Origin of the sequence: Kitasatospora sp. Root107, assembly GCF_001424875.1 — a bacterium.
Taxonomy (GTDB): Bacteria; Actinomycetota; Actinomycetes; order Streptomycetales; family Streptomycetaceae; genus Kitasatospora.
In genome coordinates this window covers 1650-23864 of sequence record NZ_LMCT01000038.1, presented here as the reverse complement: position 1 = coordinate 23864, position 22215 = coordinate 1650, and the positions used below count along the sequence as shown (strand labels likewise).

20 protein-coding genes are annotated in these 22215 nt (G+C 71.6%); 10 read left to right on the top strand and 10 right to left on the bottom strand.

The annotated features are described in order from the left end of the window. Positions 1-8: 8 nt before the first annotated feature. Positions 9-2306 (bottom strand): family 20 glycosylhydrolase, encoded by a 2298-nt coding sequence (locus tag ASC99_RS27265; protein WP_057236913.1) that lies wholly within the window; start codon positions 2304-2306, stop codon positions 9-11. A 567-nt stretch (positions 2307-2873) separates the two neighbouring features. Here ASC99_RS27265 and ASC99_RS27260 point away from each other — a divergent pair. The 3 genes from ASC99_RS27260 to ASC99_RS27250 all read left to right on the top strand — a co-directional run bounded on the left by ASC99_RS27260 (position 2874) and on the right by ASC99_RS27250 (position 6642). Further along, entirely contained in the window at positions 2874-4076 is a 1203-nt protein-coding gene (locus ASC99_RS27260; protein WP_057236911.1) for an ROK family transcriptional regulator, read from the top strand. A 228-nt stretch (positions 4077-4304) separates the two neighbouring features. Further along, entirely contained in the window at positions 4305-5987 is a 1683-nt protein-coding gene (locus tag ASC99_RS27255) for a family 20 glycosylhydrolase (RefSeq protein ID WP_082598676.1), read from the top strand. A gap of 10 nt (positions 5988-5997) precedes the next feature. Beyond that, the gene (locus ASC99_RS27250) at positions 5998-6642 is read left to right on the top strand and encodes a discoidin domain-containing protein (RefSeq protein ID WP_369825177.1); all 645 of its coding nucleotides are present in this window, start codon (positions 5998-6000) and stop codon (positions 6640-6642) included. Between the two features lie 119 nt (positions 6643-6761). Here ASC99_RS27250 and ASC99_RS39520 read toward each other — a convergent pair whose 3' ends face one another. Both ASC99_RS39520 and ASC99_RS41220 read right to left on the bottom strand, forming a co-directional pair. Then, complete coding sequence (locus ASC99_RS39520) at positions 6762-7160, bottom strand: ATP-binding protein (RefSeq protein ID WP_057236904.1); 399 nt, start codon at positions 7158-7160, stop codon at positions 6762-6764. A 658-nt stretch (positions 7161-7818) separates the two neighbouring features. Beyond that, the gene (locus tag ASC99_RS41220; protein ID WP_057236901.1) at positions 7819-8316 is read right to left on the bottom strand and encodes a sulfatase/phosphatase domain-containing protein; all 498 of its coding nucleotides are present in this window, start codon (positions 8314-8316) and stop codon (positions 7819-7821) included. A gap of 16 nt (positions 8317-8332) precedes the next feature. Here ASC99_RS41220 and ASC99_RS41215 point away from each other — a divergent pair, with 16 nt between their 5' ends. Beyond that, positions 8333-8524: a sulfatase-like hydrolase/transferase gene (locus ASC99_RS41215; RefSeq protein WP_057236899.1), complete on the top strand. Its 192-nt coding sequence runs from the start codon at positions 8333-8335 to the stop codon at positions 8522-8524. Here the strand turns inward: ASC99_RS41215 and ASC99_RS37765 are convergent. Both ASC99_RS37765 and ASC99_RS27225 read right to left on the bottom strand, forming a co-directional pair. Next, complete coding sequence (locus ASC99_RS37765; protein WP_369824212.1) at positions 8509-9330, bottom strand: sulfatase-like hydrolase/transferase; 822 nt, start codon at positions 9328-9330, stop codon at positions 8509-8511. The genes ASC99_RS41215 and ASC99_RS37765 overlap by 16 nt on opposite strands. A 48-nt stretch (positions 9331-9378) precedes the next feature. Then, the gene (locus ASC99_RS27225; RefSeq protein WP_057236895.1) at positions 9379-10206 is read right to left on the bottom strand and encodes a lysozyme; all 828 of its coding nucleotides are present in this window, start codon (positions 10204-10206) and stop codon (positions 9379-9381) included. 195 nt (positions 10207-10401) lie between these two features. Here ASC99_RS27225 and ASC99_RS27220 point away from each other — a divergent pair, with 195 nt between their 5' ends. From ASC99_RS27220 to ASC99_RS27210, 3 genes are all read left to right on the top strand, one after another. Beyond that, positions 10402-10938 carry a GNAT family N-acetyltransferase gene (locus ASC99_RS27220; protein ID WP_057236892.1) on the top strand — a complete coding sequence of 179 codons (537 nt, stop codon included), beginning with the start codon at positions 10402-10404 and terminating at the stop codon, positions 10936-10938. A gap of 146 nt (positions 10939-11084) precedes the next feature. Beyond that, the gene (locus tag ASC99_RS27215) at positions 11085-12773 is read left to right on the top strand and encodes a glycosyltransferase family 2 protein (RefSeq protein WP_200948444.1); all 1689 of its coding nucleotides are present in this window, start codon (positions 11085-11087) and stop codon (positions 12771-12773) included. A 118-nt stretch (positions 12774-12891) separates the two neighbouring features. After that, positions 12892-14919 (top strand): acyltransferase family protein, encoded by a 2028-nt coding sequence (locus ASC99_RS27210; RefSeq protein ID WP_082598674.1) that lies wholly within the window; start codon positions 12892-12894, stop codon positions 14917-14919. 8 nt (positions 14920-14927) lie between these two features. Here the strand turns inward: ASC99_RS27210 and ASC99_RS27205 are convergent, their stop codons facing one another. After that, positions 14928-15464, bottom strand: coding sequence for a hypothetical protein (locus tag ASC99_RS27205; protein ID WP_057236890.1), 537 nt, complete (start codon positions 15462-15464; stop codon positions 14928-14930). A gap of 230 nt (positions 15465-15694) precedes the next feature. Between ASC99_RS27205 and ASC99_RS27200 the strand changes: the two genes are divergently transcribed. Together ASC99_RS27200 and ASC99_RS27195 are read left to right on the top strand one after the other, a co-directional pair. Further along, positions 15695-15934, top strand: coding sequence for a hypothetical protein (locus ASC99_RS27200; protein WP_057236993.1), 240 nt, complete (start codon positions 15695-15697; stop codon positions 15932-15934). 19 nt (positions 15935-15953) lie between these two features. Beyond that, positions 15954-17231, top strand: a complete 1278-nt coding sequence (locus tag ASC99_RS27195) for a hypothetical protein (protein WP_157531779.1) — start codon at positions 15954-15956, stop codon at positions 17229-17231. Here the strand turns inward: ASC99_RS27195 and ASC99_RS27190 are convergent. Together ASC99_RS27190 and ASC99_RS27185 are read right to left on the bottom strand one after the other, a co-directional pair. Further along, the gene (locus tag ASC99_RS27190; RefSeq protein ID WP_157531778.1) at positions 17218-18189 is read right to left on the bottom strand and encodes a helix-turn-helix transcriptional regulator; all 972 of its coding nucleotides are present in this window, start codon (positions 18187-18189) and stop codon (positions 17218-17220) included. The genes ASC99_RS27195 and ASC99_RS27190 overlap by 14 nt on opposite strands. 258 nt (positions 18190-18447) lie before the next feature. Further along, positions 18448-20496 (bottom strand): amino acid adenylation domain-containing protein, encoded by a 2049-nt coding sequence (locus tag ASC99_RS27185; protein WP_057236886.1) that lies wholly within the window; start codon positions 20494-20496, stop codon positions 18448-18450. A 177-nt stretch (positions 20497-20673) separates the two neighbouring features. Here ASC99_RS27185 and ASC99_RS27180 point away from each other — a divergent pair, with 177 nt between their 5' ends. Next, positions 20674-21042, top strand: a complete 369-nt coding sequence (locus tag ASC99_RS27180; protein WP_057236885.1) for a MauE/DoxX family redox-associated membrane protein — start codon at positions 20674-20676, stop codon at positions 21040-21042. Between the two features lie 54 nt (positions 21043-21096). Here the strand turns inward: ASC99_RS27180 and ASC99_RS27175 are convergent, their stop codons facing one another. Both ASC99_RS27175 and ASC99_RS41210 read right to left on the bottom strand, forming a co-directional pair. Continuing rightward, positions 21097-21585, bottom strand: a complete 489-nt coding sequence (locus tag ASC99_RS27175) for a glutathione peroxidase (RefSeq protein WP_057236883.1) — start codon at positions 21583-21585, stop codon at positions 21097-21099. A gap of 68 nt (positions 21586-21653) precedes the next feature. Next, positions 21654-22215, bottom strand: a 562-nt coding sequence (locus tag ASC99_RS41210; protein WP_162257928.1) for a CAP domain-containing protein, incomplete at its 5' end; no start/stop codon positions are given.

Here is a 22215-nt window from a genome sequence, read left to right as displayed (position 1 = left end):
CGCGGGCGTCAGGCGCCGTACACCTCGAAGGACCACAGCGAGTACCCGTACGAGGTACCGCGGACAGTTCCCTTGATGCGGATGTAGCGGCCGTTGCCAACCAGGCCGGTCAGGTCCTGGACGCCGCCGGTGGATGTGGTGGTGGAGTAGAGCGTGATCCAGTGGGTGCCGTCGTCGGAGACCTGGATCTGGTAGGCCTTGCCGTACGCGTACTCCCAGTTGAGCTTGACCTCGTTGATCGCGTGGGTCGCGCCGAGGTCGACCTGGAGCCACTGCGGGTCGGTGTGGGCGCTGGCCCAGCGGGTGGTGGACTTGCCGTCGGTGGCCAGGTCCGCGGTGAAGCTGGTGCCCGGCTCCACCGACGAGGCGGTGGTCGGCCGGTTGAGCGCCAGGTCGACGTCGTGGAAGACCTGGAACTCGTACAGCGAGTAGCCGTGCACAGTGCCGCGCGCCGTGCCGTTCATCCGGATGTAGCGGCCGGTGCCGGTGAAGCCGGTCAGCGTTTCGGTGCCGCCGGTGCCGCCGGTCCGGGTGTAGACGGTGGTCCAGGTCGTGCCGTCGTTCGACATCTGGATCTGGTAGTCCTTGCCGTAGGCGGCCTCCCAGGCCAGCCCGACCCGGTTGACGGTCTGCACCGAGCCGAGGTCGACCTGGATCCAGCTCGGGTCCGCGGCCTGGCTGGACCAGCGGGTGGTCATGGAGCCGTCGGTGGCGTTGACCGCCGGGAAGCTGGAGACCTCGACACTGGAGGCGGCGGTGGGCTTGCCCTGCGCCAGGTTGCCGCGGACGACGGTGGTCGGCCACAGCGGGTTGCGGCCTATCGCGTCCATGATCGGCACGAACTCGGCGTAGGTGGCGACGGGCTTCGGCGAGCCCCAGACCTGCTGAGCGAGGTCGCGCAGCGGGTTCTTGATACCGGCAGCGGTCTGGTCAACGGTCTCCGCGGTCGGGGTGTCGCACCAGACGTGGATGAGCGATCCGCGGTTCTTGGACGGGGCGTTGATGGTCTGCGTGCCCTGGAACAGGTCCGGGGTCCAGGACTCGTACATCCACTTGGTGTCCGGCTTGCCCTTGCCGTAGATGTAGTAGGTCGGCGTCCAGGACGCGTTGGCCACCTCGTACCCGGCGTCGATGAGCTGCTGCGGGTTCTTGCCGAAGCCGTACCAGTACTCGACGACGATGTCGGAGTTCGGGGTGAGCGCGCCGTCTCCGGTGCCGATCCCGTCGTTCCACATGCGCATCGTCCTGCCCTTGGCGCGCACGAGGGAGTCGGCCCAGTTGACGAAGCCGTAGTAGACGTCCTTGGCCTTCGCGGTGGCGCCGTAGTTGGCCCGGGCGTAGGTGAGCAGCTGCGGGTACGAGCCGTAGTTGGTGACGTACTCGTCGGCGCCCAGGTGCCAGTACGAGGAGGTGGTGAACAGCGGCAGGTACTCGTTGATCAGGTCGCTGATCAGGGTGCGGGCGCCGGGGATCGTCAGGTCGATGAAGCTGGAACTGACGTTCCCTGCACTGTCCTTGAGGCGGTAGTCGTTGCCGATCGCCAGCTCGCCGCTCAGGATCGCGTCCATGTGTCCCGGCACGTCGATCTCCGGGACGACCTGGACGTGGTACTTGTTGCCCAGGGCGATGATGTTCCTGATGTCCTGCTTGGAGTAGTGCTGCGCCGAGGTGATCTCGGGGTGTGTGCTGGACTCCAGTCGGAACCCCTGGTGGTCCGACAGGTGCAGATGGAGGTAGTTGAGCTTCAGGTAGGACATGTCGCGGATCTGGTTCTCGACCCAGTCCACCGGGAAGAAGTTGCGGCCGGTGTCGAGCATCAGCCCGCGCTCGGGCTTGGTCGGCGAGTCCGTGGCGGTCCCGGCGGCGACCGTGTTGCCCTGGTGCAGCAGTTGGAGCATGCTCCGAGTGCCCCAGAACTGACCGGTCGCGGTACTGGCCTGGATCTTGATGCTCGATCCGACGGTCATGGTGTAACCCTCGGATGACTGGGAGCCGCCCAGGGTCAGGGCGATGTCGCCCGCAGCTGCCGTGCCCTGGACGACGGAGACGGTGCGGCCTTCCAGAGCGGACAGGTCGGTAGCGAAGGTGTTGGCGTCCACGGTGAGCTGCGTAGCGTAGGCCGGGTCGACCACGACCCGGCTGGTGGCGCCGAACGTGAACGAGCCGGTCCCGGACGTCCACTGACGCAGCGCCGGGACGGTCTTGGGCGTGGATCCCGCGGCTTGTGCCGACGGAGCTGCGGTCAGAAAGGCGAGGGGAACGATGGCCACCGTTGCTGCGACGGTGGCGGCGAGGGGTCTTTTCATGGAGTCCTCTTGGGGTGGAATGGAGCAGGTGGAGTTCCTCGGGTTCACGTCGGCGGGTCCGTCAGCGGACGCCGGTCGAGGACTGGTCCCCCGCACAGGCTTCGAGGCGTCGATGTCACCGCGGGTGGCGCCGAGCACGACGCCGTGCATGCCCGAAGTCGGAAGGCGCAAGTGCTGCGCCGATCGGGCCGGAAGTCCTCGGCTCGCCGACGACGAACCCGGTGACGTCCAGGGCCGCGCGGATGAGGCACTCGCCGAGGACCTTTACTTCACTCACCGTCGTAACATCGCCGGACATTACGGTGTCCGGCAGGCAACAAGCAATGACTACTTGCCAGTTCGTTACCTTGCGCCGATCAAAACCATCTCTAGAGGACCCTGACCACGACGGTCGCCTGACGGGGGCTCATCTGACGGTTCGTTCGGAGGCCGTCGCCCATGGGATCCACTATGGGTGGGTTTGACCGTCACAAGATAACGAACTGGCTTCAGCCGTTGCTCATTGCCAGTTCCGAGCCGTAGCCTCCGGGGCACGTTACGACGGTGACTGAAGTAAAGAAGGCGGGCATGACCCAGCTCAGGTTCACCCAGAAGGGCACCAAGAGTTCCATCCGGGCCCGCAACGACGTGCTCGTCCTGCAGTGCGTCGCCGCCGCTGGTAGCCGGTTCGCGCGCAGCGACGTGGCCCGGCACACCGGCCTGCCGGCGGCGACGGTCTCGGAGATCGTGGCCGACCTGATCGAGCGGCGGCTGGTGCGCGAGGGCGGGCGTCAAGCTCAACGGGTCGGAAAGCCAAGGGTGTTGCTCGAACTCGACGACACGCATCATCTCTTCGTTGGCGTGCAGGTCACCGGTGGGCGGGTCCACGCGAGCCGTCTGACACTCACCGGCCGTGTCGAGCAGATCGCCACCGCTCCGCACCAGCCCGGCGAGGTCACGCCGTCGGTGATCGCCAAGACGGTACGGCAGTTGCTGCGCGACACCGACGAGGGCTCCGTCGCCGGCATCGGTGTCGCGGTGCCCGGCATCGTCGGCGACGACGGCCTGATCCGCGCGGCGGTCAACTACGACTGGTCCATGCTGCCGATGGGCCCGCAGATCTCCGAACTCTGTGACGGGCTGCCCGTGCACGTCGTCAACGACGCCAACGCGGTGGCCCTGTCGGAGGTCGCGCTCTCCGTGGACAGCGCGGGGACGGTGGTGGTCATCTGGATCGGCACCGGTGTCGGCGCGGGCATCGTGCTCGACGGCCGGCTGTACCGGGGCGCCGAATTCCGCAGCGGCGAGATCGGGCACGTCGACGCCGGCGTGTCGCTCCGGTGCCGCTGCGGCCTGATCGGCTGTCTGGAGACCATCGCCGCCCAGCCGTCGATCCACGGCGACGCGGATGAGGCGGTCGTCGGGCGCTACCTCGCCGGCGCCGACGACGCCGAGGTCAGAGCACTCGGCGAGCGCGTCACCCGCGCGGCCCGGGAACTGGCGCGCCTGCTGTCGACGCTGGCGGGCACCTTGGACGTCACCCAATTCATCCTGGGCGGGCCGATGACCTCCGACCCGCTCGGCCCGGCGCTCGTGCGCCACGTCAACGAGGCGCTGGCCCTGCGCGTGATGTCCGGATTCGCGCCCCTGACCTTGCGCTTCTCGACGCTGGGCACGCACAGCGTCGTGTTCGGCGCCGCCGCACACGCCATCCGCCAGGAACTCGGCGTGATGGTCGCGATGACCTCGGACGCCACCGAGCGGGACCAGATCCCGACCGGCGTCCGCTGACGGATCCGCCGGAGCGGACTCCGTCCGAGGAAACACAACCGGCTCCACCCCACCCTGAGAGGACGCCATGCAAAGACCCATCGCCGCCGCGCAGAGAATGACGGTGGCCCTCCCACGTCCCGGCACCCGGTCGGCAACCCCGCTGTCGCCCGCCACAGGCCCCACAACCGGGCCGGCGACGGCGGTTGCAGACAAGTGTTCCCTTTCGTCCCGGTGGGAGGTCCGCAGATGAATGCCCTTTGGCGCGCGCGGTTGTCGCGGTTGATGATGGTCGGCGTGGTGGTGGCGGGGCTGGCGCCGGCGGTCGGGATGGCACAGGCGGCCGAGGTGAACTCGGCGCCGCCCGGTGTGGTGCCCGCGTTGCAGCAGTGGTCGGGGGGAACCGGACGGCTGGTGCTGTCGGCGACGAGCCGGGTCGTGGTCCCGACCGGGGCGTCGGCCGGGTTGCAGCAGGTGGCCAAGCAGGTGGCGGCCGACGTGGCCGAGATGACCAAGCTGCGACCCACGGTCGTCACCGGGACGCCGGCGGCCGGTGACATATCCCTCCGCGTCGACTCGGCGGCGGACTTCGGGTTGGCCAAGTCGGAGTTGCGGCCCGAGGCCTACCGGCTCGCGGTCGGGTCCGGTGTCGAGATCGTCGGCGGGAGCGACAAGGGCGCCTTCTACGGCTCGCGCAGCCTGCTGCAGGCCGTCATCAGCTCGTCCGACCGGCTGAGCCTCCCGGTGGGCACTGCGGTCGACTACCCGGACTACGCCGTGCGCGGGTTCATGCTCGACGTCGGGCGCCGGTTCTTCACGCCCGAGTACATCCAGTCCTCGTTGCGCTGGATGGGCTGGCTGAAGATGAACACCCTGCAGATCCACCTGAACGACAACGGGTTCGCCTCGCACTACGACAACGACTACGCGAAGACCCCGGCGGCGTTCCGACTCGCGAGCACCAACCCGGCGTTCGCAGGGCTCGCGGCCCAGGACGGGTCCTACTCGCGAGCCGACTGGGACGGCTTCGAGACCACCGCGGCGAACAACGCGGTCACGATCATCCCTGAGATCGACTCGCCCGCGCACGCCCTCGCGTTCATCCACTTCAAGCCCGAACTGGGGCTCAACGGCGGCAAGTCCGACCACCTCGACCTGAGCAAGCCCGCCACCACCGACTTCATGAAGAGCGTCTTCGCCGAGTTCGCGCCGTGGTTCCGCGGCCCGACCGTCCACATCGGCGTGGACGAGTACCCGTCCTCGATGGCGACTGCCTACAAGACCTACGTCAACACCATGGCCCCGTACGTGCGGTCCCTCGGCAAGAGCGTCAACGCCTGGGGCAGCTTCACCCAGATGTCCGGGGGCGGTGCGGGCTACGACAAGAACATGGTGATCAACAGCTGGAACAACGACTGGTACTCGCCCACGGCCGCCATCGCCGACGGCTACAAGGTGATCAACTCCAACGACGGCCTGCTCTACGTGGTGCCGTTCGCGAGCTACTACCACGGCCAAGGGCTCGACGGCGGCTACATCTTCAACAGCTGGGCGCCCAACATCTTCGGAGGCAGCAACAACCTCACCGCGCAGGACCCCAAGCTGCTCGGCGCGATGCCCGCGGTCTGGAACGACCAGACCTGGGTGGACTACACCGAGCTGCAGGTCCACGGACTGATCGAGAAGAGCTTCGCCGCACTGGCCCAGAAAATGTGGTCTCCGACGAAGGGCGGGACGGACTACACGGCCTTCCTGCTCAAGGCCGCGACGGTCGGCCAGGGCCCGGGCACTAGCTACCTGCCCGACACCATCGCGCTCAACCGCAACCCCGGTGACCTCGCCTACGGCCGCCCGGCGACGGCATCCTCGACCGAGGCGGGCGGGCTCGCCGCGACGAACGCGGTGGACGGTCTGGACGTGATCCTACAGTGACAACCAGTGGCTGCGGGTCGACCTCGGCAGCTCCAGGACGTTCACCTCGGTCCGGCTGAACTGGGAAGGCGCCTACGGCAAGGACTACGACATCCAGACGTCCGCCGACGGCACCACCTGGACCACCGTGGCCCAGCGCCGCGGTCTGGCGACCGCGGGCCTGGATACGCTGACGTTCCCGGCCACCACCGGCCGGTACGTCCGGATGCAGGGCATCACCCGCGCCACCTCGTTCGGCTACTCGCTGTACTCGTTCGAGGTCATCAGCGACGACCTCGCGCTGCGGCACCCGGCGACCGCGTCGTCCACCGAGACATCGACGCTCCTGGCAGCCAACGCCGTGGACGGCGACGACGCCACCCGCTGGGCCAGYTCCTACAGTGACAACCAGTGGCTGCGGGTCGACCTCGGCAGCTCCAGGACGTTCACCTCGGTCCGGCTGAACTGGGAAGGCGCCTACGGCAAGGACTACGACATCCAGACGTCCGCCGACGGCACCACCTGGACCACCGTGGCCCAGCGCCGCGGTCGGACGAGCGCAGGAGTGGATACGCTGACGTTCCCGGCCACCACCGGCCGGTACGTCCGGATGCAGGGCATCAGCCGTGCCACCGCCTACGGCTACTCGCTCTACTCGTTCGAGGTCCGGGCCTGACACAGACTCGGGGGCCACCACCTCAGCGCGGGACGCCGGCCGATGCGACCCTCAGCTGCGAAGAGCGCAGCCGGTCAGCGGCTCGCGGGGCCACCCTCAGCTGCGAAGAGCGCAGCCGGTCAGCGGCTCGCGGGGCCGTCGGATCCGGCGGAGGACAGGGGCACCCTCGCCACCGCGCGGGTCCCCGTCTCCTCGAACCACAGGACGCAGCCGGTCGAGTACGCGTTGACCAGTTGCAGTCCGTGGCCGCCGGACGCAGCGGTGTCGATGGAGGGGACCGTCGAGTGCGAGGCCGACCGCCACTGCCCCTGGTCCTTCACCTGGATGGTCAGCGCGTGCTCGCCGAGGCCGATCAGCAGGGCGACGTCCGGGCTCCCGCTGTGACGCACGGCGTTGGCGGCCAGCTCGGTGACGACCATGGCCGTCGCCTCGTCGACGCTCGCGGGCAGTCCCCAGCTCCGCACCGTGCTCCGGGCGAACCGCCGCAGAACGGGAACCGAGGCGGCCACCGCGGCCACGACGCAGACGACTGTCCGGTCCGGGCCGACTTCGGCTGGAGGGCTTGAGTGAGACGCATCGTGGTTGTCGTCAATGGTGAACATCTGGGGCTCCCGGATTGCTTGGACGGCTCCTGACTCCCACTGTCGGTGGCTCGGCATCGGGAAACCATCCGGATCCGCCGGAGTGCGGATACCCATACAAATCGGCCGAATCCCCACCGGCTCCGGTAGGCCGCGTTGACGGTCCTGGGCGCGCCTGCCGCCGGTCAGCGGCCAGCAGCTCGGCCACCACGCTGGTGCTGCGGACTGTCCCAGGCCGACGCGTACGACCGCACCAGGTCGAGATGGCATTGGCGACCAGACCCGGCACGGACCCGGGCTCGGCGGACATGACGCAGGAGACCGCCCGATCCGGGTCACCGAGCCGACCCGGGTCGGCAGGACGTGAGGTGGGGCGGTGGACATTCGAGGCTCCAGGCTTCCTCGGCAATGCGCCACAGCCCTCTGGGGTCGGGTCCCGTCCGTCGGCCCCTCAGGAACGACCGATTTCGCGCCCGGCCAGCGGCCGGGCCGTGGGCCCCAAGTGGCCTGGCGCTGTTGCCCGGTGGCCTGCTCAACCTCGGAGACGCCGCCCCACCGGTGTGGCCGCCGACGTAGTCGAGCCGGTGCCGGCGGATCAGCGGCCGCCAGCCGACCCGCGCGCGAGCACGGTGCGTGGCGTTCGTCCGGCGACCAGTACGCCGTTCGCCACGTACTCCTCTTCACGGCCGTCGAGCTCTGCGATCAGCAGTCCTCGAAGGCGTTCCAGGTCCTCACGGCAGCCGGCATCCCTGGCCAGGTCGTGTGACTCCGTGGGATCGGCGGCCAGGTCGAAGAGCTGCTCGTGGCCGTTCCCGGACATCCAGCAGTACTTCCACCGGTCAGTCGTGATCCACTGCAACGACTGCCCGAACAGCGTGTGCTCGCCGTGCAGGTACGACCGCACCACCGGCGCACCCTTCACCAGCGGCTGCTTCACCACGGGAAGCAGGCTCCGGCCCTCGACCCCGTCCGGAATCGGCAGCCCGGCGAAATCCAGCAGTGTCGGCATCAGGTCCCGCAGCTCGACGATCTCCTCGTGCGCGGCTCCGGTCACGATCCCCGAGGTCCTCGGCCCGGACAGCAGCAGCGGCACGCGCGCCGAGCCCTCCGTGCTGAACCGGGCGCGGGCCGGCTACTACGGTGCCATGAGCCACATCGACCAGCAGATCAACCGGTTCCTGATGGCGCTGGACGAACACGGCCTCCGGGAGGACACGTACATCGCCTTCACCTCCGACCACGGCGAGATGATGGGCGACCATCACATGTTCCGCAAGGGCTACCCCTACTCCTGCGGGTAGTGGGCGATGTTCGCGTCCGGCCGCAGGTCGTCGCGCCACGGTTCGAAGAGGTCGGTCCAGTCGCCGGTCGGCGGGGTGTGGTCGGGCAGGTTCAGGTACTGCTCGAAAGCCCAGCGCGGCGGGTCGTACGGCGGGTGCGGCCGGTGGAACGAGAGGTAGAGGAAGAGCGGCTGCGTCGGGTCGCGTCGGTCCAGCCAGCGTCCGGCCTGGTGGGCGATCCAGTTCGTGGGATGCAGGTGCTCCGGGCGATCCCAGGGCCGGGCCACCACCGAGTTGCAGTCGATGCCCAGGTCGTCGGAGCCGGAGTACGGTCCGTGGTCCGGATGGAACCGGAACCAGGTCACGTAGTCGTCATACGATTCCGGGCGCCGCGATCGGTCCTTGGAGAAGTGCAGGTATCCGTCGTGCAGTTGCACGTCGTCGAAGCCGAGACGCTGCCGCTCCGGCCAGATGTGCATCTTGCCGACCGTGTGGGTGTGGTAGCCGTGCCGCCGGAATTCTCCGGGCAACGTGATCGGGAAGTCCCAGGTGACGCCGTCCTCGTAGCCGACCCGCTGGCGTGAGCGTTGCGAGAGGCCCGTCATCAGCGCGACTCGCGCCGGATGCAGCTCGGCGTCACGGAGTAGGCGCGGCGAAAGCGCGCGCCCCGGCCGGCCAACTCGTCGAGATATGGCGTGCGGACGACCGGAAGGCCGTCCCGAACGGATTCCTGCGTCTCCACGACCATGGTGGACCTGATGATCTCGCGTCAAGACCCTATTCGGGTACGCGCGGTGGAGATCCCGATGGGCGGGGTGAGCGCGCACCGGTCGGTCCTGGGGTGGCCGGCGCCGACCGGTGCGGGGTGGGAGGGGTCAGCCCTTGGCGAGGGCTTGGAGGCGGTCGTAGGCGCCGTTGAAGTAGTTCTGGTCGCCGGGCAGCACGCCGGAGTCGGCGTACTGCCAGATGGTCTGGTACGACCAGCCCGCCGGGAGGGTGCCGACGGTGGAGGCGTAGCGGGCGATCCAGAGCGGGTTGGTGGCGCCGAAGCTGCTGTTGTTGCCCGTGCAACTTACCCACCAGTTGGTGGTGGTGTAGATGGCGGGGTAGCGGCCCGTGCGGGTGTGGACGGTGTTGCTGAAGTCGCGGATCCAGCTGACCATCGCGCTCTGGCTGAGGCCGTAGCAGGTGGCGCCGTACGGGTTGTACTCGATGTCGAGCGCGGGCGGCAGGGTCTTGCCGTCGGCGGACCAGCCGCCGCCGTGGTTGACGAACCAGGTGGCCTGGGCGGCGCCGGTGGAGGTGTTGGGCAGGGCGAAGTGGTAGGCGCCGCGGATCAGTCCGGCGTTGTAGGAGCCGTTGTACTGCTGGGTGAAGTAGGGGTTGGTGTAGGTGGTGCCCTCGGTGGCTTTGACGTAGGCGAAGCGGGCGCCGTTGGCGGCGGCGGTGCTCCAGTTGACGTTCCCCTGCCAGCCGGAGACGTCCATGCCCTTGGTCTGGGTGACGGCCAGGCTCTGGAGCGGGGAGCCGGATCTCCCCTCGTGGGTGGCGACGGTGGAGCCGGCGAAGTCGAGCTCGGGGTGGAAGCCGGCCGGTTGGCGGTCGGCGCCCGCCGCGTGGGCGGGGACGGCGGCGGCGCCGAGCAGTAGCGCGCCGGTGGCGGCGGCCAGGGCCGCGCGGTGGAGGAGACGGAAGGTGGGCACGGGCACTCCTTCGAGTCGGTGTGGTGGAGCAGGCTAGTCATGCACCGGACATGGTCGCCACAGCGCGTAGAACACATGACGAACGGTCAGTGGATGTGGCTCGACACCATGACGAAGGCGAGGGGTAGGCGGTGTCGCAGGCTGTGGCACGATGCGGGCGGGGCCGGTGGTCGGCCCGGGATGCGAGAGCGAACGATGACGTCGGAGACCTCAGAACTGACCTTCCGCCCGGCCGGGCCGGGCGATGTGGCCGCGTTGCTGGAGCTGGTGGAGTCGGCCTACCGGGGCGACGCCAGCCGGGCCGGCTGGACCACCGAGGCGGATCTGCTGGACGGGCAGCGCACCGACGCCGAGGGGGTGGCTGCCGCGATCGGGGCGCCGGAGGGTGTGGTGCTGCTGGCCGAGCGGGACGGTGAGCTGCTGGCCTGCTGCCAGTTGGAACACCGGGGTGAGACGGCGTACTTCGGGATGTTCTCGGTGCGGCCCACCCGGCAGGGCGGCGGTCTCGGCCGGGCGGTGCTGGCGCAGGCCGAGCTGGTGGCGCGGGAGCGGTGGGGTGTGACTGCGCTGGAGATGACGGTGATCGTCCAGCGGGCGGAGCTGATCGCCTGGTACGAGCGGCGGGGCTACCGGCGGACCGGTGAGTTCTCGCCATTTCCGTACGGTGACGAGCGGTTCGGTGTCCCGCGCCGCCCCGATCTGCGGTTCGAAAAGCTGATCAAGGGGATCTGAGTGGACAATCCCCCCTGGATGACGAACCGTCAAGCTCCGTACCGGCTGGCCTGATTCATGCACCGTTCACGATTGGTCCAGACCAATGTGGCAGGCTGGCGCGAGCACGGTTCGTTCACATCGAGCCCAGGGGGGCTTCCCTTCGCATGCCCGTACGCCGACTGACCCCACCCGCTCCCACTGCACCCGCACCCGCTCCGGCCCTGCCGGAGCCGCCCGACGGCGCGGAGCTGTACTGGTACTTCGGTCCGCAGCGCCGCTGGGTGCTGCTCTGCTCCGCGCTCTCCTACGCCGGGGCCACCGTGACGCTCGGCCTGTTCGCTCTCGGTCATCCGCTGCTCTGGCCGTTCCTGCTGCTGGTGGTGCTGAACGGGGCCACCTGGCTGCTCGGCATCGGCGACGGCCAGCGCCAGCGGCGGTACTCGCAGGACAGCCACCAACTGCTGCTCCGCGCCTGGCGGCCCGAACGGGCGCCCTCGGTGGACCTGTTGCTGCCGACCTGCGGCGAGCCGCTGGACGTGCTGGCCAACGCCTACCGGCACGTGGCCGCCCTGCGCTGGCGCGGTGAGCTCACCGTCCGGGTGCTGGACGACGCGGCCAGTGCCGAGGTGCGGGAGCTCGCGGAGTCGTACGGATTCCAGTACCACACCCGCCCCGACCTGGGCCGGTTCAAGAAGGCCGGAAACCTCAACTTCGGTCTGGCCAACGGTGATTCCGACCTGGTCGCGGTGCTGGATGCGGACTTCTGCCCGCGCCCCGACCTGCTGGACCACCTGGTGCCGTACTTCGACGAGCCGGGCACCGGCATCGTGCAGAGCCCGCAGTGCTTCGACACCGATGCCTCGATGAGCTGGCTGGAGCGCGGCGCGGGCGCCACCCAGGAGATCTTCTACCGCTGGATCCAGCCTTCCAGGGACGCCCGGGACGGCACGGTCTGCTGCGGCACCAACGCGCTCTACCGGCGCAGTGCGCTCCGACTCGGGGGCGGCTTCTACGAAGCCGACCACAGCGAGGACCTGTACACCGGACTGGCGCTCGGGCGGCACGGCTTCCACACCCGCTACGTCCCCACCCTGCTGGCCAAGGGCCTCTCGCCGACCGGCCTGTCCGCGTTCATCAGCCAGCAGTACCGCTGGTGCCTGGGCTCGCTCGCACTGCTGGGCGACCCTGAGTTCCACCGCAGCCCGCTGCCCAAGGGGGCCAGGCTGTGCTTCTGGAACGGCATCCTCGGCTACCTGAGCAGCGCGGTGAACGTCTTCGCGGTGCCGCTGCCCGCGCTGATCCTGCTGTTCTTCACCCCCGAGCGGATCGAGCCCTGGCAGGTGCTGCCGTTCCTGCCGCCGCTCTGGGTCTCGCTCGCGCTGCTCCCCGCCGCCTCCCGGACCCGCTGGCGGTTCGAGGTCACCCGAGTCCAACTGCTCGGCGGGCTCTGCCACGTGGTCGCCCTGGTGCACGCGGTGCGACACCGCAGTGCCGACTGGGTGCCCACCGGCGCGATCGCCGGCCGCTCCGCGCTCGGCCGCACGGTGGCCAGGATCGGGGTCGGCTGGCTGAGCCTCTGCCTGGCCGCCGGAGCCGTCGGCCTGGTCCGGGCGGTCGCCCGGTACGGCTGGCAGCCCTACTGGGCGCTGGCTGCCCTGCTCGCTCTCACCACCTACACCGCGCTGCCCGTGCTCACCGCGCTCTGGGCATTGCTGCGCGGCCGCGACCAGGTCCGAGGCGGTGCCGCGAGCGGCGCCACCGAGGCGTTCGGCCGGCCCGAGGCGCTGGCGGTGACCGCTGTGTTCGCGCTCACCGCCCTGCTGGCCACCGGCTGGGCCGATCCGCTGTTCTGACGCACCGTCAATACAGCAGTTCCGACTTGCGCGTCGCCCCACCGGCGCGGGACCGCCTGCCAGGCCACCCCAAGGGCCCGGCGGCACACCCACCGCAGCCGTCGCAAGGAGCACCACCATGACCGACCTGATCACCCTGACCCGGCCCACCGCACCCCCGCCCCGGGTTCAACCGGCCCCCGCCCCGGTCTTCCGGACCGACCTGGAGGGCCTGCGCGGCGTCGCCGTCCTCGCGGTGCTCGGCTTCCACGCCGGAGTGCCCGCCCTGACCGGTGGCTATGCCGGGGTGGACGTCTTCTTCGTCCTCTCCGGCTTCCTGATCACCGGCCTGCTGACCGGTCGACACCCGATCGGCTTCCGGGAGTTCTGCGCCCGCCGGGCCCGCCGCATCCTGCCCGCCGCCGCCGTGGTGCTGACCGCCACCGCCGCCGGGGGCTGGCTGCTGCTCGCCGTGGTGCTGACCGCCACCGCCGCCGGGGGCTGCCCGCTGCGCGGCACCGACCTGGCCCGCGACCTGCTCTCGGCGGCCGGACAGTTCGCCAACTGGCGGTTCGCCGGCCAGCACACCGACTACCTCGCGGCCACCCGCGACCCGAGCCCGGCGCTGCACTTCTGGTCGCTCGGGGTGGAGAACCAGTTCTACCTGCTCTGGGGCGCGGTCCTGCTGCTCGCCGCCAGGTGGCGCAGAGCCGCCGTGCTGCTGCTGACCGTCGGGGTCGGCGCCGCCTCCTTCCTGCTCTGCCTACGCTGGACGGCCGACGCCGCCCCGCTCGGCTACTTCTCCACCGCCACCCGGCTCTGGGAGTTCGCCCTCGGCGCGGCGGCCGCCCTGCTGTACGGACGGCGGCTGCTCGGTGCCGCCGTGCTCGGCTGGCTCGGCCTGGCCGCGGTGGTGGCGGCGGTGCTGCTGTACGACCGCAGCACCCCGTTCCCCGGCAGCGCCGCGCTGCTGCCCACACTCGGCACCGTCGCCCTGCTGCTGGCCGGGCCCGGCAGTCGCTGGTACCAGGCCGGTTCGCTGCTCTCGGTGCCGCCGCTGCGGGCGGCCGGGCGGATCTCGTACTCCTGGTACCTGTGGCACTGGCCGCTGCTGGCGATCGCCGAGGCCAGGTACGGGACACTGTCACTGCCGATCGCCGTCGCCCTGGTGCTCGGCGCCGCGCTGCCCGCCTGGCTGACGATGCGTCTGGTCGAACTCCCGCTGCGGCGCGGCACGGTGGGGGCGCCGCGGAAGGGGCTGGCGGTCGGTGCGGTCGCGCTGACCGTACCGCTGATCGCCGGGCTCACCCTGGGTGGCGGGGCCGTCCGGGCGCTCGGCGATCCCGGGGCTGCGGCGGTGGCCCTGGCCGGTGCGCCGAGCGGGCCGAGCCTGCTGCTGCCCGGCAGTCAACTACGCGGCCTGACCCCCTCGTTGGCCCGGGCCAGGACGGACTTCCCGCCCGGCGAGGGCTGCGAGATCCCGCTGGCCGCCGAACAGAGCCCGACCTGCCGGTTCGGCAACCCGAAGGCCCAGGAGAAGATCGTGCTGCTCGGCGACTCGCACGCCGGGCAGTGGCTCTCCGCCCTGCTGCCGCTGGTCCGCGAACGTGACTGGGCACTGGAGGTACTGGTCAAACCGGGTTGCCCGCTGCCGACCATGACCGTGCGGGATCCGGTGCTGGGCCGGGAGTACACCGAGTGCGACCGCTGGCGCGAACACACCCTGGCCCGGCTGGCGACCGGCCCCGCCCCGAAGCTGGTCGTGCTGGCCGGGCTGAACCGCTACGGCGACCGGGCGGAGCGGGCCACCGGCTGGGCCACCACCCTGGATCGGCTACGCGCGCTAGGCGCCCCGATCGCGTACCTGGCCGACACCCCGGTGCCCGGCAAGGACATTCCGGTCTGCCTGGCCGCCGAGGAGGACTGCACCTTCCCGCGCAGCACCGCCTTCGAGCCCGAACCGCTGCTCACGGACGGGCTGGCGGCCAGGTACGGCGTCCAGGTGCTCGACTACCGGCCGCTGCTCTGCCCGCCGCCCGGCGACTGCCCACCGGTCCGCGAGGGCGTGCTGCTCTACCGGGACACCGGGCACATCACCGACACCCTGGCCGCCACCCTCGCGCCCAGGATCCGGCAGGACCTGGTCACTGCCGGTCTGCTGCACTGAGCGGTCCGTCAGCCGCCGTACAGGCTGTGGCAGATCCGGGCCTGTTCGGAGCCGGGCGCCCACTGACCCAGGCGTTCGGCCTCCGCGCACACCTGGAGCGAGGCGAGCAGGTCGGGGGAGGAGCCGGTCGGCGAAGGGGGTGCGCTCGACCGGGGTGTCCGGGAGGGTTTGGCCGGCTTCGGGGACCGGGTCTGACGAGGGGTCGGGGCGGTGGTGGGGGTGACGGAGGGCGGTGGCGGGCTGCTGCTCACCGCCACGGGCGGTGGTGGAGGCGGGGGCAGCAGGACCGGGGAGGGCAGGCCGAGCGGGCTCGGTGACGGGGTGTCGACTACCGGCAGCACCGACTGCGCCGGGTCCGCCGCACAGGCGCTCGGGAGCCAGCAGAGCCCGGCCAGTACCACCACCCCGCCTGCCGCCCAGGCCGCCCGCCGCCGCATCCGGCTGCGCCGGGACGGCAGCGGCGTCACCGGCGGCTCCCAGGGGGTGGGTGGCGGTGACTGCTGCTCCCACCCGTACTGCCAGGGTGCCTGCCACTGCTCGCTCACGCTGCTCCTCCCGCCCGGGAGCCGCCGCTGCTCGGAGCCCCGATGCTCAACGAGCCACCTGCCCGGGCGGAACGTCTTCGCGTCCGCGGAGAAGGCGGAGAAGACGCTGCACGCCGCCCCCGGTGCCTGGGGCCGATTCCCACCCACGGGGCGGCAGACGGGTGGTGACGCTGCGCCAGGTGGGGGTGGTTCGGGTGCGGGGCGGCGGCGGGCGGTCGATGCTGGGCGGTATGCAGACCAATACCGATCGTGATCCCGCCGCCCCGCTGGTCGAGGTGGCCGAGTTCCGGACCGACAGCCGCTACCGCCTGGTGCACTTCGCGGGGGCGGGGTGGGAGCCGTTGGCACCGGAGGAGTTCGAGCCGAGGGTGCACGAGCTGTTCCCCGAACTCGATCCGCACGACAGTGCGAAGGTGCACTGGGCCGACCGCCCGTGGGAGTGGCCGGCCTGGCACCCCGGGGAGGCCTGACGCACCGTAGGCTGGCCGGATGGCAGCCGGGGGCGGATGGCAGAGCGGGTGGACCGGTGGGCAGCGGGCCGTCCATCTGGGGGACGTGGCGGACTTCAACGCGCAGTTCGGGCGGCCGGGGTCCGGGGCGTTGCGGCAGGCGCACCACTACTCGTGCCTGGCCGCGTTCTACACCCCGGACCCGGCCGTGCTGGTGCTGCCGCTCCAGGTCGAACCGGAGTGGACGGACTGGCTGGCCGGCGAGCTGGGCTGGGGCCCGGTCGAGGTGCACAGCGGGATCGCCCCGGACACCGGGCTCGCGGAGGCGCTGGCCGCCCGGCCCGGCCTGCGCGACCGGATCGCCGACGTGGGTCTGCCGGTCCGGAGTTGGGGCGGGACCGGGCCGGTGGTGCGGCGGTTCGAGTCCAAGGCGGAGTCGCACCGGCTGTTCCGGCGCCTGGCCGCCGACCACCCGGCGGTCCGGGTGCCCGAGCAGTGGCAGCCGGGGTCGCGGTGGCGGCTGGCCGGGCTGCTCCGGGCCCGCGCCACCGCCGGTCTGACCAGCGTGGTCAAGGCGCCCTACGGGGTCGGCGGCCACGGCACGGCCGTGCTGACGCCCCGCCAGGTCCGGGCGGCGGGTGGCGCCCTGGCGGCGCTGCGGCGGCTGCGGGCGGAGACCGGCCGGGCCCCGCTGCTGGAGGAGTTCGTGGCCGGGCACGGCCCGCTGCGCGACCTCAGCTTCGACGGGGTGATAGGACCGGACGGCGAGGTGCACCCGGTCGGCACCGCCGTGATGCACATCGAGGGCACGACCTACCGGGGCGCCACCGTCGGTCCGGACGCGGTGCCCGCCTCGCTGGCCGGGCCCGCCGCCGCGTTCGGGCTCGCGGTCGGCCGGGCGCTCGCCGAAGCGGGCCACCGGGGCTGGTACGACCTGGACTTCGTGGTCGACCCGCTCGGCCGGCTCGCCCCGACCGAGACCAATCTGCGGCTGACCGGCCCGTCGGTGGCCTTCATGCTGGCCGCCCGCCTCGGTGGCACGGCCCGGTACGTCCGGACCCTGGACCAGCTCCCGCTCGGCGCCCGGCTGCCGCAGCCTGCCCTGCTGGCGCACCTGGCCAGGGTCGCCGAACGGTGCGCGGCGCTCGGGGTGGGCCTGCTGCCGACCATCCCGACCGCCGGGTTCGATCCGCTGCCGTACACCGGGGTGGCGCTCTGGGCCGACGGCACCGAGCAGTTGGACGCGGCCGAGTACCTGCTGCGGGCCGCGAACCAGGGGCTCGCGGACCCGTTCGCGGGTGTGCTCAGGGAGCGCTGAAGGTCGGCCGGGTGACCGGTTCGACGAAGAAGACCTGGCCGCCCCGGCCGACACAGTGGGCCATCACCGTCTCGGTCCCCGCGCCGGTGCCGTCGCCGGCGATCCCGGCGCAGCCCTGGCCGTCCACCCGGAGCACGTACGTGCCGCTGCCGGCCGGTCCCGACGGTTCGACGTGGAAGTGGCTGCCGCGGATGCAGTCGTCCATCGGTTCGAGCAGGCCGAGGCCGGGGCCGTCGGTGAGCGCCTTGAGGCAGCCCTTGCCGTAGTCCGGGTGGTGCCACTGGATGTGGTACTCGTCGCCGCCCAGCGGCTCCAGCAGGGTGGCCTGCGGTCCCGCTTCGCCACAGGGGCGCTGGACCGCCACCAGGGGCGTGTAGCGCTGGTCGCGCACCCGTCCGTCGGTCAGACAGAGCTCGGGCGCGGTGACCGGGCGGATCCGGACCCACCCGGTGGGCAGCACGGCCGGGGCGGCGACGGACTGGTGCTGCGGGGCGGCGACGGACTGGTGCTGCGGTGCGGCGGCGGGCTGTTCGGAGAGCGAGGGCGTCAGGGCCCACACCAGTACGGCGGCCGCCAAGGTGAACGAGGCGACCAACGGGAGCCGGGGTATTCGGCGGCGGAGCGCGGCCGGCGGACGCTCGTCGGCCGGCGACGGCGGGGCCGGCAGCAGCGGTGACGGCGGGGCGGCGAGTGCGTCCCTGGCCCGGAGCCAGTCGGCCTCCCGGTCCGCCGCGCCGCAGGCCCGGACGAAGACGGAGAGCAGCTCCGGGCGGGGCAGCGTACGGCCGTTCAGCACATCGGCGAGCGTGCTGCGGGCCAGCACCGAGCCCTGCTCGGCGGCCCGTTCCTCCAGCTGGCGGTACGTCAGACCGGCCCCGTCCTTGAGTTCCCGCATCAGCGCGAGAAACCCGGCCGCGTTCTCGGCCTGTTCCGGCGCCACCCCGTGTCGACTGTCCATGCGTCATATCCTGGCCAGCCGACGCTGATTCGGCAATGCCCCCCCTGGGGCGCTGTCCGGATTCGATCCGGACAGGTCGCTGACCAGGCCGGACAGCCGAACGCTGTCCGGGACAACGGAAAAGCCTGGACCGGCGCCGGGTCGGGCTGCCAACGTACGGACCGTACCCGAACCCCGAACGAGGAGTAAGGCCATGCAGCTCCGACTGCGGTCCGAGCACTACGACTTCAGCCTGCTGGCGGGGCGGCCCGCCCGGGCTCAGCGGCCCGCCGGCCGTCCCGGCTGCCAGGCCAGGAAGCAGACCAGCACCGCCGCCGCGACGATCAGCGAGACGTTGAACCCGTAGACCAGCGTGGCCTGCCGCGGCCAGTCGGTTGCCTGGCTGACCCGGTACCAGTTGTCCTGCGGCCACCAGGCGGCGAGCAGCCAGGCGACGGCGAGCCGGGCGGACAGGGTCAGGCCGAGCGGGCGGCCGTTGCGGGCCAGCAGCGGGCCGCCGAGCAGCAGGAAGGCCAGGCCGAGGCCGAAGCCCAGCCACTCGACCAGGTAGAGCAGTTGGAACAGCGCGTCCCAGGGTGACGGCACCCTGGACAGGTCGGTCGAGCCCGGCCAGAGGCCGTCGGTCAGCACGGCGGCGGCGAGTGCTCCGACGGCCGTGACGGCCGCCCACCTGGTGCCCTCACCCAGCCGCCGGTACTCCGCCGCCAGGAAGCCGCCGCCCTTGCCGCCGGAGACCGCCTTGGCGGAGCCCCCGCTGCCAGGACCTGGCGCAGCGTGGCCGCGTGGCGCGGGCAGCGGCAGCGAGCGGGCGTCCAGCTTGCCGGCCCGGGTCCTCGGCAGGGCCGGGAGCGGTACCACGGCCTCCGGCAGCAGCCGGTCCGGCAGCCGTTCGGCCAGGTAGGCCCGCAGCGCCCAGGGTTCGGCCCGCGCGCCCTCGGCCGCCACCACGTACGCGACCAGCCCGGTCCGCCGGGGCCCGGTCTCCACCTCGGCGACCGCGCTCTCGCGCACCTCCGGGTGGCCGCGCAGCAGGACCTCCACGGCCGCCAACGAGGCGGCCGCCGCCGGGTCCTGGCCCGCCGACCGGCCGACGAACTCCAGCAGTCCGTCCGGCCGAAGCACCCCGATGTCGCCGGTCCGGTAGACCCGGCCGCCCTCGACGAAGCGCTCGGCGGTGAGCTCGGGGCGCTTGAGGTAGCCCCGGCCGACCCCGGGCCCGGACACGCAGATCTCGCCCGGGGTCCCCGGCGGCACCGGCTGCCCGGCCGGGTCCAGCAGCCGGATCCCGGTGCCCGGGAACGGCCGGCCGATCAGCGACAGCCGCTCCGGGTGGTCGGGCTCCTCGGCCAGCGTGGCGGTGTCGAACCAGGCGCTGTCCACCGCTGCCTCGGCCACGCCGTACACGTTGATGTGCCGGACCCCCGGACCGAGATAGCGCTGCAGCCTGAGCTGCTCGTCCAGGTACCACTTCTCGGCGCCGACCGAGAGCAGCCGGACGCTGCCCAACTCCAGGCCCAGCGGCTGGAGATGGGCGAACAGCCGGCGCAGGGTGTGCGCGTTGGTCTCCATCACGGTGATCCGCTCGTGCAGCAGCAGCTCGTGCAGCTCGGCGGGGGAGGCGGTCCGGTCGAGGGTGAAGTTGCGCTGCGCCAGCACCAGGACGCCGCCGCTGCACAGAGCGCGGATCCAGTCGGCGGTGAAGACGTCGAACTCCAGCGTGGCGGTCTGCAGGAACCGGTCCTCGGCGGTCAGCCCGTACACCTCGCGCCAACCCTGGTAGGAGTGCAGCAGGTTGCGGTGCTCGATCAGGGCGCCCTTGGGCAGGCCGGTGGAGCCCGAGGTGTAGAAGACGCACGCCAGATCGGCAGGCCCGGACCGGTCCGGCAGCGGGCCTGTCCGCTCGGGGAGCGGGGCGCCGTCCAGGCAGAGCACGGTCCGGTCGACGGCGTCGGTCAGCCGGACCCGGTAGGCCTCCTGGGTGATCACCACCAACGGGTCGGCCTCGGCCAGCACATGACGGATGATCCGGTCCGGACCGGTCGGCTCCACCGGCACGTAGGCCGCCCCGGTCTTCAGCACCGCCAGTACGGCGATCAGCAGGTCGGGGGTCCGGCCGAGTGCCACGGCCGCGAACTCGCCGCTGCGTAGACCGAGTTCGCGCAGGTGGTAGGCCAGCCGGTCGGCGCTTTCGTCCAGCTCGCGGTAGCTGAGCCGCTGCTCGCCGCAGACCAGCGCGGGTGCGTCCGGCGCCTGTCGGGCGTGCTCCTCGAAGAGTTGGTGAACCGTCCGGTCCTCGATGTCGTGCACTGCTCCGCCTTCCCCCGGGGGGACGGTACGGCGCCGCCCCCCTGACAGTGTGCAGGCAGGAGGGCCGGTGAACCGACAGTGAACGCACGGTAGTTGCAGACCTGAAACCTGACCGGAGCCGGAGTGCTACTGTCCGGTAACAGTCAATGCTGGGGCGAACCGCATCAGGGAGTCAACATGGCCGGCTCGACACGTTCCGCCACGCTGCTGGCGGGCCTGCTGCTGGGCGCGGGTGTGGCCCACTTCGCCCGGCCGGGACAGTTCGACGCGATCGTGCCCCGCTCGCTGCCGGGTGAGCCCCGGGCCTGGACGTACGCCAGCGGGGTCGCGGAGCTGGCCCTCGGGGCCGCCGTGGCGGTGCCGCGCACCAGGAGGGTCGGGGCGCTGGCGGCCGCCGGGTTCTTCGTCGCGGTCTTTCCCGCCAACGCCAAGATGGCGTACGACTGGCGGCACCGGCCGACCCCGCAGCGGGTGACCGCGCTGGCCCGGCTGCCGCTGCAGGTGCCGCTGGTGCTCTGGGCGCTGCGGGTCGGCCGGGCGGCCTGATCCGGCGTCCGCCGTTTCGGACGGACGCCGGACGGACGCCGGACGGACGGAGCGTCAGGCGGGGAGGTTGGCCTCGATCAGCGCGACCACCTCGGGGTCCTCGGGCTCGGTGCGCGGGCGGATCCGGGCGGCCACGGTGCCGTCGGGGGTGATCAGGAACTTCTCGAAGTTCCAGGAGACGTCACCGGCGGTGCCCTCGGCATCGGCCGACTTGGTCAGCTCGTTGTAGAGCGGGTGCCGGTCGTCGCCGTTCACGTCGAGCTTCTCGAAGAGCGGGAAGGAGACGCCGTAGGTGGTGGAGCAGAAGGTCTGGATCTCCTCGGCGGTCCCGGGCTCCTGGCCGAGGAACTGGTTGCAGGGGACGCCGAGCACGGTGAAGCCCCGGGCGGCGTAGCGCTGCTGCAGCCGCTCCAGGCCCGCGTACTGCGGGGTCAGGCCGCACTTGGAGGCGACGTTGACCACGAGCAGCGCCTTGCCCTTGTAGTCGGCGAGCGAGGTCGGCTGACCGTCGAGGGTGCGCAGCGGGATGTCGTACAGGCTCACAGCGGAGTCCTTTCGAGGGTTCATGAGTGGCCGAGCGGCACAACCGTCGGGAGCCGTCCGGTATTCCGTCAGGCCGGGGCGCCGAAGTTCTGGGTCCACCACGGGCCGCCGGAGGCGAAGTGGGTGCCGAGGCCCATCTCGGTGAACGCGCAGTTGAGGATGTTGGCCCGGTGGCCCGGGCTCTTCATCCAGGCGGCCATCACGGCGGCGGCGTCCTGCTGGCCCCGGGCGATGTTCTCGCCCCAGGTGCTCCAGCGGTAGCCGGCCGCCTCGATCCGGGGCTGCGGGCCCTTGCCGTCGGGGTTGGTGTGGTCGAAGAAGTTCCGGGCCGCCATGTCCTCGGAGTGGCCCTGGGCGGCCGCCTGGAGCTTGCTGTTGGCCTTGACCGGGCCGCAGCCGTTCTGCGAACGCTCGGTGTTGACCAGGTCGAGCACCTGCTGCTGGGCGGTGGCCGAGCGGTTTGCCGCGCTGGTGGCCGGGGCCGGGGTGGAGGCGGGGGCCGAGGGAGCGGCGGAGGTCCGGGAGGGCGACGGGGCGGCCGGGCTCGGTGTGGGGGAGGGCGAGGCGGTCGGGGAGCTGGGTGCCGGGCTCGGTGTGGGGGAGGGCGAGGCGGTCGGGGAGCTGGGTGCC